The following is a 9,426-nucleotide window of genomic DNA, read 5'->3' as shown; positions in this document are numbered from 1 at the left end:
ATGAAATTTACTGAATGTCAATGGAAAGAACACAAGTAACAAATTTCAGTTTAACCAATAGATGAAAATATATTATCGAATGGATGATTGGGTCATATAGGAAAGAGCGAGGCATTGAACTAACGATAAAACGTTAGGTCAATAACAGCATGGAGCAGTTTGCCGGTGGGCAGCTGCTCCATTTTTCGTTAAGCTAACGGGCAGGTTAGTTTAATGATTTCTCGAATACTTACATATGGAGTTATATATAAACCTCGTCGTTGTACATACAATTCCCTAATATCTATATAAGGAGGAAAAGTGATGATAGAGTTGAGAAAAATTACATTTGATAACTTTAATGAATGTATCAATCTTAGGGTGGAGGAAGATCAACAAAAATTCCTTGCCTCGAATATATATACGCTAGCCGAATTATTTGTAGTTAAAACAAATAATAGTAGTTTTATTCCAATGCCGTATGCTATTTATCATAGTGACATGATGGTTGGATTTATAACGATGTCATATGTAATTTCACAAATGAATCAGAACGAAAATTACTATGACATTTATAGATTTATGATAGATAAAAAATATCAACAAAATGGATATGGTAAAGAAGCAATAGTAAGGGCAATTGAGTTAATTAAGACTTTGCCGCATGGGGATGCTTCGAAAATAGTAATTGTCTATGGAGAGGAAAATAAGATAGCAAAGAAACTTTATACGTCACTTGGTTTTATAGAAAACGGGGAAAAAGACGACGATGGGGATATACTTTTTTTTAATGTTAAATAAGAAATCCCAATCTGAAATATTTAATCTAAACACCCGATAAAATAACAAGGGGTGAAACAAGAAAATATGAGAAAATCCATTAATTTATTGCTTATTATAGGGATCATTGTGATAGTCGCAGTTTTTAAAGGGCCACATCTTGTACAATCGCTAAATCTCCTTAGGGATCCTAGCATTGTATTAAGAGAACAAGAATTCGATAAGCAGTCGGCATATAACATTGGTGTGGCTGCAGGAAAATCGTATGCTACGGAACCTGAACTAGCTGAGTTCGATGATATATTGTGAAGTTGAACAGGTTGCCGATGATCTCGGAAGCCTGTTGTAATTTCGATTTATGTTGGCCAACACAAATTCCTTATTGCTATTAATTAATATTCATAGGATATACTTATCCTAAATGGTTTAGAATCGAGCTGATCTAACATCATGTGAGATAGGCTACTTCTAAATTATACCGAGTTCCTATTTTTATAAAGGAGTATAAAAAAGGAGCAGTTAGCCGGTGGCAAGCTGCTCCTATCATCTGAAAGAAACTTGTAGTAAAAGTTAAAGCTTCTTTATTTCAATCTTCCCAGACGTCGTTCATGAGCTTCTTAATATGCTGCTCACGTTGCTCTGTTTCCTTAATGTTGGCCTTCCACACTCCATTAACAAAAGTGACAACCTCTCCTACTTTGACAGATGCATCGACTATTGATTTAGCAACATCGTGTGTCTGGACATCTATCTCAATTACTGTGTAATCTCCTTCATACAGATCTACGATCCCTTTCATTGATAAGACCTCCCATTATTTTTCACATGCTACACCATCTTTGTCTCTGTCAAGTTTCGTATCATAACTTGGATTACCTTCGTATAGGGGTGCTTTGCCTGCTGCTTTTACTTCGATGCAGTTTTTATAAGAAACATTCGTAGTTGTTTCAGTCATAGTGTTTGTATTGTTTGTTGTTACTGTAGTTTTTTTAGTAGATGTGAATCAGGATTTTGACTGGTAGTTTCTTCTTGTTTAGTTGTTGAAGTATACTCCCACTCACTAACTGATGATTTAATGTTAGTTCCATCTGATGTAAAGATCGTTTCTTGAAGATTGTTACGATAAATTTGATGTTTTTGTTGAGGAGTCTCTTTAAAATATTACTTGTCGGATGACCATAACTGTTATTATCTACTTAAATGACAGCATACGTAGGATCAACGGCATTTAAGAATGCCTCCTATAAACAAAAAAGGTTTTTTTGTTGAATAATTTGAAAAAAAGTAAAATGAATAAGGAATTTCATTTAATTCGTCGTATCGAGCTTAACAATCTAGTGATTTCTTATTTTTGTAGCTAAACTTCGACATTAATTTTAAGCATACTTCGACAAAAGTAAGGACTTTGTTTCTATTTTAATATAATGTGTTTTAATGTAATCTAGGTTTTGTAGGTAAATTCTGTTATAAAACAAAAATATTGGAGGTTTAAAAAATGAAAAAAAGCATCAAAACGATTCTAGGTACTTCTGTGTTAAGTCTTTCACTTTTAGTAGGTGCAATTCCTAGTTTTGCTTCTGCTACGTCAGAACATGCTTCTGGAGGTTGGAGTGAATCTGGGGGTTACTATGTTAATTCACAATCCGAAGATGGTATAAGTACTCTAGCGTCTAGCACACCTGATTCACACGTTGGAAAACGTTTAAAAGAAAATACTAACCCTGGTGGAGATCCAACATGGAGGTATGCAGCGAAAGGAGATACTGTATGGGTGGATGTTTACCATTATACAACGGCTCAAATGGAATTAACCAATGGTACCGTTAAAACGACAAGTGGTAGACAGTGGGGAAAAAATGGCACTACAGCGACATCCCCATGGTACAGTCCTTACTTAGAAAACATTGAAGCAAGAACATATTGGGGACATTAATTACTTTTTCTTATTAGCTACATAGTGTGAGTTAGTAGTGAAAAGTGTTCTTTAAGGCTCGATAATCAATATTCAAATTTATACAAGACGTATTAAATCCATATGTTTCAGAAAATAGAGGCTACTTTATCATGTGAAGTAGCCTCTACCTTTATTACTGTGAAATGAGGAAAGTAAATGTTCACAATCAGAAGAAAAGATATCGCATTTATCTTCATTTTCATTTGCCTATATTCACTATGTTATTGTTTCTTAACCTATACAGGCAAACAAGAAAAATACCACGAATTATCTAATGAGTTATACACTAATCACCATGCGGTTTTAATCACTAAGAAGGATAATAGTGAATTAATAAAACAAATTTCAAAATCAAATTATAGAGTTTTTTTAGAATATAACAATTCATATCGTTTGTTACTTGAAAATAAAGGAAACTGGTCTCCTCCAATAGTATCGGGTAGTTTCTTTACGAAAAATGATGTTGAAAATAAAGCAGTTGTTGGGAAAGAAATGCAAAAATATATTGAGGAAGTTAAAGGTAAAAAGTATATCTCTTTTCAAGGAGAAAACTATGAAGTGAGTGGTATAATGGGAGCTTCATTCGCAAGTTCAATAGATTATCTTATTTTGCTTAATAATCCCATTAAAAATCAGATAGATGATAACACTAAAATTATTATAGATAGTGATAATAAGTCGATTGTTACGGATATAACCAATAGTCTTATTGAGAAAGATCCAACCATTTCTCCTATTAAAAGCGCACAAAAAGGGCTATCTAGAACAGCTAATATCCCATTTATCTATCAATTATTAATTTTTGAGTTTTATCTTCTTATGTTGATCAGTATCATAACCTTCATAAGATATTGGTATGAAAAAGAGAAGAAAACAATATATGTTTTATTTTTATTAGGAATTCCAAAAAAAAGAATAAATATCCATTTATTCTTGAAAATTTTGTTGAATGTAGTTGTTTCAGGAGCATTAACTGTCATCATATTTTTAATTTTTGGATTTGAATCTACTATTTCATTTAATCAAATGATATTGATAATAATTCTTTTCCTTACTAGTGCCTGGACCTTTTTAGGTGTTTTTTTATGGTCAAATAATTCTAATCGAGGTGTAGTTACAAAGTGACTGTTAGGGAACTTAAGTTTTATTTTAAAAAACATAAATTTTTAAGCCTGACTCTGTATCTCCAACTTACGTTGTTCTTTGTTATTTTGGGGACATTTATAGCGTTTGAAGGACAGTTGGATTATGAAAGTAACAATCTTCATAAGATTTATGAAGGAAAAGCTATTTATCAGTTGCTTGATGGTTATTATGATGGTGATGAATATGCGAACTTTGTTAGTCAATCTGATTATTTAAATCGCTTAAAAACATATTACAATCAGCTTAACAATACAAATGATTTTCAATATTTAGCAATGTTTAATCATCATATTTTACTAAAAGATACGGGGATACCTGAAGAATTTATTGAAGGCTATGAGCAGGGGAGTAAAAAGTATCAGGAAAATATAGATGGAACACCATATACAGCAGTAAAATCGTTTCAAATGAACAAACAGGCAATGGATTATTTTGGTTTGTCTGTAGAAAAAGGAACTATATGGGATGAAAATGAATTTAAAGATAATACTATATTGCCTGTTTTGCTGGGTTCCGCTTATCAAGATGTATATAGTGTTGGAGATGAAACAACTATAAATTTTTATAGTAAAACTTTTACTGTAAAAATAATTGGATTTCTAAAGGAGAATAGCAAGCTTTTTTTTAACGACAATACAGAGTTTTACCTTGACAAATACATAATTCTCCCATATAGAGATTACGAGGATCCAACATCTGAAACTGATGAATTATTCCAACAAATAAGCTATTTCGCTATGGTTAATGGATATATCGTAACGGACAATAGTCCATCCCAAAACCAAATTATGATGCAAAGAGTGGAGGCAATTTCTAAAAATTCTTCTTTCGGAGGTTATTCTTTTATAGGTTTAAATCCCCATTTTCAAAAATACCGAGGATTAATGACAGTGTTGCAAGAAAATAAAATATTGATCCAGTCAATATTTGTTTCTACCTTTTTATTAAATTTAATAGTTATCATTATAATTTTATTATTACAACAAAAGAGGAGATTATCCTCATTTGCAATACATTATCTAAATGGTGCAACGAAATGGAGAATAGTAAAGATGTTATGGATAGAGATTAGTACTATTCTACTCGCTGCATATTTAACTAATTTCATAATTCTTGATAAAATACTAAATATCGGAGAAATGAAAACGCAATTTATATTGTTAATCCTTTGCATAACTATGAGTATAATAATTTGTATCATGCCTGCTCGTAAGCTTCTATTAAACCCAATGACAGATTATATAAACAATGAAGATGAAGGTGGAATATAATAGTATGTTACTAGAACTCTCAAGAATAAATAAAAGTTTTAAAAATGGAAAAAATCGCGAGAAAATATTAGAAAATTTAAACCTTAAGGTCTTTAAAGGTGAATCAATTGCTATTAAGGGTAAGAGTGGTTGCGGTAAGTCGACATTATTAAATATCTTAGGAGGGTTGATTTCTTTTGAAGAAGGAGAAATGATGTTTGATGGTACTAATATCTCAAAACTCACTGTAAATGAAAGGGCAGAATATCGTAGAAAGAATGTTGCTTTTGTAACACAAAATTTTCATTTACTCGATGATAGAAATGTTTTTGATAATATTGCGCTTCCTTTACAATACATTAGAATGCCTAAGAAAGAGATAAAAAGTAGAGTTGAAGAAGTAATGTGCGATTTGGAAATTCAACATACAATGAAAAGAAATATTTTGACACTATCAGGTGGTGAACGCCAGCGAGTCGCGATCGCACGTGCTATTGTAAAAGAACCATCTATACTTCTTGCAGATGAACCAACAGGTTCATTGGATGAAAAAACAGAGGAATCCATTTTAACAATATTTGATGAGCTACATCATAAAGGAATGACACTTATTATTGTTACCCATGATGATTCCGTATCAAGCCATTGCCAGCATGTATATGAACTACACCATAAAAAGCTGAATTATGTGAATAGCTGACCTTCTGATTCCAATATTATATTGGTGTCAGCTTCCTTTCGAAAAGAATTGAGGATTAGACTTCTCTAAGTGCTATGAATACGCATTTGTTTTAGGATGCTGGATAATTCTGATATTACGATGGACAGAAGGATTTTATTAAGTACGATGAAGGACGTTGGTTGGAGCTAGCACTTGCTGTTGGTAAGAAAGTACGGCAATTAGCATTGAATCCTTCGTTACGCTAAAGGGATTGAATATATAATATGTAAGAAAAATTTTTTAACGTTTTAGTTGCTCCATATTTTAAGAACTTTGGTATCAATGCTGCCAAGGTTCTTTTTCTATAGTTAAGGCAAGGCTAGAAGATATAAAACTACACTCGTCATCTTCTCTATACAGAAGATGACGAGTTGTGATAAAATGAGATAAGCAAACCCGCATTGCACCGTTTGCTAAGCTTAAAAAAACTCGTCATCTTCTATAGATGTGAAATGAAGGAGCCACAAAAATGTCTACTATGTTCGGATTATTTAAAAAGCAGCTACGACAGTCCGGAGTATCCGAGCGAACCATTTCAAATTACATATCTACCTGGAATAAGTTTGAAAAGTGGTTGAAAGAAACCGATTCAGATCTGTCTGATGCCGGGACGGCCACGCAAAAAGATATTGCCGATTATAAACGATATATGCTTCTTTATGGAGGCAGAGGAGGACAGCCAGCAAAGCCGAGTACAATGCAGCTCACGTTTGTGCACCTCAATGCAATATTTCGTTTTTTTGCGGAGCAAGGACTGATTCAAGATAATCCGGTGGGACCAATCAAAAAACCGCCGGCGGCAAGACGGACGCCAAAGTGGCTGAGCCGAAATGAACAGAATGCATTGCTGAGGGAAGTACGTGGGCAAAATAGCAAACGCGATTATGCGATTGTGCTTCTAATGCTTAGGGCAGGCCTTCGGGTTCATGAACTTTGTGATCTTCTGAAAAAAGAAGTGACGATGAGTGTAAGATCCGGCAGCGTATATGTTCGAGGAAAGGGAGATAAAGATCGGGAAGTACCACTAAACAGTGAAGTTCGTTCTGCACTGCAAAGTTATTTTGATGATCGAGATGATACGAGTCCGTATGTTTTTGTTTCGCAGCGATCGAAGCAATTATCTGTCCGCGGTGTGCAACATATGATCGAGAATTATAGGAAGCGTACAAGACTGGAAAATCTAACATGTCATACCCTGCGGCATACTTTTGGTCATGATTTGATTAGCGCCGGTAATGATCTTCAACAAGTGGCTATGTTAATGGGGCACTTTAAGGGAGATGGAACTCCAAATATTCAAATGACGATGATTTACACAACTCCAGGGATTGAGGATTTAGCGTCAGCTGTGGAATCGATCAGCTGGACTTAATTTTATCAAAATTAAAAAGATGGGAGAGGCTCTAGAGATAATTAGTTGAATAGGCTTGAATTCTAGAATGAGCTGAATACCCTATGAAAAGTAAATGGAGGATTTAAACTTGACAGATTGTAATATGAAGTGCGACACCTTGCTCAAAAAATAAAAATGGCCCATGGCCTGATTCGTGTAGAATAGAGTCACCACAACAACATTCACACAGGAGAATCAGTCCATGAGCTACAGACATCTTAGCATAATTGAGCGCAGTAAACTAGAAGCATTACATCAACTGGGACTGTCTGCTCGAGCCATTGCTCGCGAATTGAACCGCCACCATTCCACGACCAGTCGGGAACTGAAGAAAAATCAATACCCGAATGGTTACCAAGCGGCTGCATCAGAGCATCGTTATCATCATCTTCGCCAAGCTCAGAAACGTCGAGGGAAGTGGACGGAGACCATTGGGAAAGAAATTGAGCGGCGACTTCATGAAACCTGGTCTCCCGAGCAAATTTCTATGCGTTATTGTCTGAAAAGCCAGCCCATGGTTTCGTTCAAAACAATTTATCGTTGGCTTTATGAAGGTCGTTTGATTCGCACTACAGTTCAGCAGCTAAGACATAAAGGAAAAAGACAGAAACCTCAAGAAAGACGAGGTCGCTTCCTCGTAGGTACTTCTATCAAACAACGACCTAACCAGATTCGCACCCGAGAAACTTTTGGTCACTGGGAACTGGACACGGTCGTCTCTAGCCGAGGAAAAAGCAAGGCTTGTGTCGCAACATGTATCGAGCGAAAAACAAGGCTGTACACCGCCATTAAAATGCCAGATCGCACCTCATTATCCATGGAAATCGCTGTAGGTGTAGCTGCTGCACAGTATCCTGTCGGTACCTTTCAAACGGCTACTGTTGACCGTGGTAAAGAGTTCGCATGCTTTCATGAATTGGAAGATTCGCATGGTATGAAGGTGTATTTTGCAGATCCGTATTCCTCATGGCAGCGAGGCTCTAATGAGAATGGAAATGGTCTCCTTCGAGAGTTCTTCCCAAAGGGAAAGGACTTTGCAGAAGTGACTGAGGAAGAATTAGAACATGCTCTCCATCTCATTAACAGCAGACCAAGGAAATGTTTAGGTTGGAAAACAGCTCACGAATCATTTGAAGAAGAAGTGTCGCACTTGGATTGACAATCCGTCTTATGGCATATCAAGATTAGGTGCAACACGAGGACAAATTGAGGGTGTTCGTGTTGACAAGAATTATCGAGGCAAAGGTGTTGGTGAGAAGCTATTTCGCTTTGCTATCAACCAGGCAAAAACTATGGGTTGCGAGATGGTTCAACTGACAACAGATAAACAACGTAAAGATGCCCATAGGTTCTACGAACGTCTTGGATTTATTGCTAGTCATGATGGTATGAAACTTGTACTCAGTAAATAATAAAGATGGTTGGACATTAGTTGATTAACGGAGAAACTCTAGATGAATAATACACTTCTTGATGAGCAGGTGCTACGGTAGCCTACATAAAGATAAAGGTAAAGCAGGGAGGATTAGAGCTATGTCAAATGGGGCGAAAAGGTTCTTTAAGCTATTTGCCAAGAATATAAAAGAATCGATGGGGGCAGGTCAATATCAAGCAAATGGAATAAATATCTCCTGTGTTCATTGTCAATATGGTAAATTCGAACATGGATATGCTCAGTTAAATACAGCTTTCTTAAGTTTTTTAAACCTCGATTTTGCCAATCGGTCAGCGAATATATTGACTTGTCACCGTTGTGGTTATATCCATTGGTTTAATAAAGATATCAAAAGAGTGAAATTAATTTAGGTGATATTTGAACTCATGGGACACGGGACACGATAGTTCAATAACAACGTAGAAAGCATTGTTATTTAATTTAATAGGTCGATTTGTCATTTCAATAATTCTTACTTTAATTGGATTTTTAAAACTATCCAATAGTGTCCAAAAAGCCCAAGACTCAACAAGTGAGTATATAAGGTCGGTAGGAGGGAGTTTAGATACAAATACAGTTCTAACTATTACAGAGGGATATATAGTCTCCAACGTTGTGATAGGTGGAGTCATGTTCTTTATAGGTCTGTTTTTTCTCTGTTTATCTTTTTATTTTAATTGTAAGAAGTTCAACTAACGGAAAAACGATAGTTGAACTAGAAAAAGTAAGCAACCGATCAATAGACCGGTTGCTTTTTCTTTAAGTACT

Annotated in this window: 11 protein-coding genes and 1 pseudogene; 10 read left to right on the top strand and 2 right to left on the bottom strand. The window is 35.1% G+C overall.

Annotated elements, in window-relative coordinates:
- Window positions 1-303 precede the first annotated feature (303 nt).
- Together GQY27_RS20720 and GQY27_RS20715 are read left to right on the top strand one after the other, a co-directional pair.
- Entirely contained in the window at window positions 304-780 is a 477-nt protein-coding gene (locus GQY27_RS20720) for a GNAT family N-acetyltransferase (RefSeq protein ID WP_160037164.1), read from the top strand.
- Window positions 781-846: 66 nt separating this feature from the next.
- On the top strand, window positions 847-1,068 hold the full coding sequence (locus tag GQY27_RS20715) for a hypothetical protein (protein ID WP_160037163.1): 222 nt from the start codon (window positions 847-849) through the stop codon (window positions 1,066-1,068).
- A gap of 277 nt (window positions 1,069-1,345) precedes the next feature.
- Here the strand turns inward: GQY27_RS20715 and GQY27_RS20710 are convergent, their stop codons facing one another.
- Window positions 1,346-1,558 carry a DUF3006 domain-containing protein gene (locus GQY27_RS20710; RefSeq protein ID WP_160037162.1) on the bottom strand — a complete coding sequence of 71 codons (213 nt, stop codon included), beginning with the start codon at window positions 1,556-1,558 and terminating at the stop codon, window positions 1,346-1,348.
- Window positions 1,559-1,573: 15 nt separating this feature from the next.
- Window positions 1,574-1,693: pseudogene (locus GQY27_RS20705) on the bottom strand (excalibur calcium-binding domain-containing protein); the annotation flags it as partial.
- 561 nt (window positions 1,694-2,254) lie between these two features.
- Here GQY27_RS20705 and GQY27_RS20700 point away from each other — a divergent pair.
- The 8 genes from GQY27_RS20700 (at window position 2,255) to GQY27_RS20665 (ending at window position 9,029) form a co-directional block, all read left to right on the top strand.
- Window positions 2,255-2,692, top strand: coding sequence for a hypothetical protein (locus tag GQY27_RS20700; protein WP_160037160.1), 438 nt, complete (start codon window positions 2,255-2,257; stop codon window positions 2,690-2,692).
- A 177-nt stretch (window positions 2,693-2,869) separates the two neighbouring features.
- The gene (locus tag GQY27_RS20695) at window positions 2,870-3,838 is read left to right on the top strand and encodes an ABC-2 family transporter permease (RefSeq protein WP_160037159.1); all 969 of its coding nucleotides are present in this window, start codon (window positions 2,870-2,872) and stop codon (window positions 3,836-3,838) included.
- Window positions 3,835-5,130 carry a hypothetical protein gene (locus GQY27_RS20690; RefSeq protein ID WP_160037158.1) on the top strand — a complete coding sequence of 432 codons (1,296 nt, stop codon included), beginning with the start codon at window positions 3,835-3,837 and terminating at the stop codon, window positions 5,128-5,130. The genes GQY27_RS20695 and GQY27_RS20690 overlap by 4 nt, the downstream gene beginning before the upstream one ends.
- 4 nt (window positions 5,131-5,134) lie before the next feature.
- The gene (locus GQY27_RS20685) at window positions 5,135-5,809 is read left to right on the top strand and encodes an ABC transporter ATP-binding protein (RefSeq protein ID WP_160037157.1); all 675 of its coding nucleotides are present in this window, start codon (window positions 5,135-5,137) and stop codon (window positions 5,807-5,809) included.
- A 490-nt stretch (window positions 5,810-6,299) separates the two neighbouring features.
- On the top strand, window positions 6,300-7,202 hold the full coding sequence (locus GQY27_RS20680; protein WP_160037156.1) for a tyrosine-type recombinase/integrase: 903 nt from the start codon (window positions 6,300-6,302) through the stop codon (window positions 7,200-7,202).
- Between the two features lie 223 nt (window positions 7,203-7,425).
- Window positions 7,426-8,382 carry an IS30 family transposase gene (locus GQY27_RS20675; RefSeq protein WP_160037155.1) on the top strand — a complete coding sequence of 319 codons (957 nt, stop codon included), beginning with the start codon at window positions 7,426-7,428 and terminating at the stop codon, window positions 8,380-8,382.
- Window positions 8,354-8,635 (top strand): GNAT family N-acetyltransferase, encoded by a 282-nt coding sequence (locus GQY27_RS20670; protein ID WP_160037154.1) that lies wholly within the window; start codon window positions 8,354-8,356, stop codon window positions 8,633-8,635. The genes GQY27_RS20675 and GQY27_RS20670 overlap by 29 nt, the downstream gene beginning before the upstream one ends.
- Before the next feature lie 121 nt (window positions 8,636-8,756).
- The gene (locus tag GQY27_RS20665) at window positions 8,757-9,029 is read left to right on the top strand and encodes a hypothetical protein (RefSeq protein WP_160037153.1); all 273 of its coding nucleotides are present in this window, start codon (window positions 8,757-8,759) and stop codon (window positions 9,027-9,029) included.
- Window positions 9,030-9,426: the final 397 nt, after the last annotated feature.

Origin of the sequence: Paenibacillus sp. An7 (assembly GCF_009870785.1) — a bacterium.
GTDB lineage: Bacteria > Bacillota > Bacilli > Paenibacillales > Paenibacillaceae > Paenibacillus.
The sequence above is the reverse complement of the archived record's forward strand: the minus strand, read 5'-3'. Positions and strand labels throughout refer to the sequence as shown.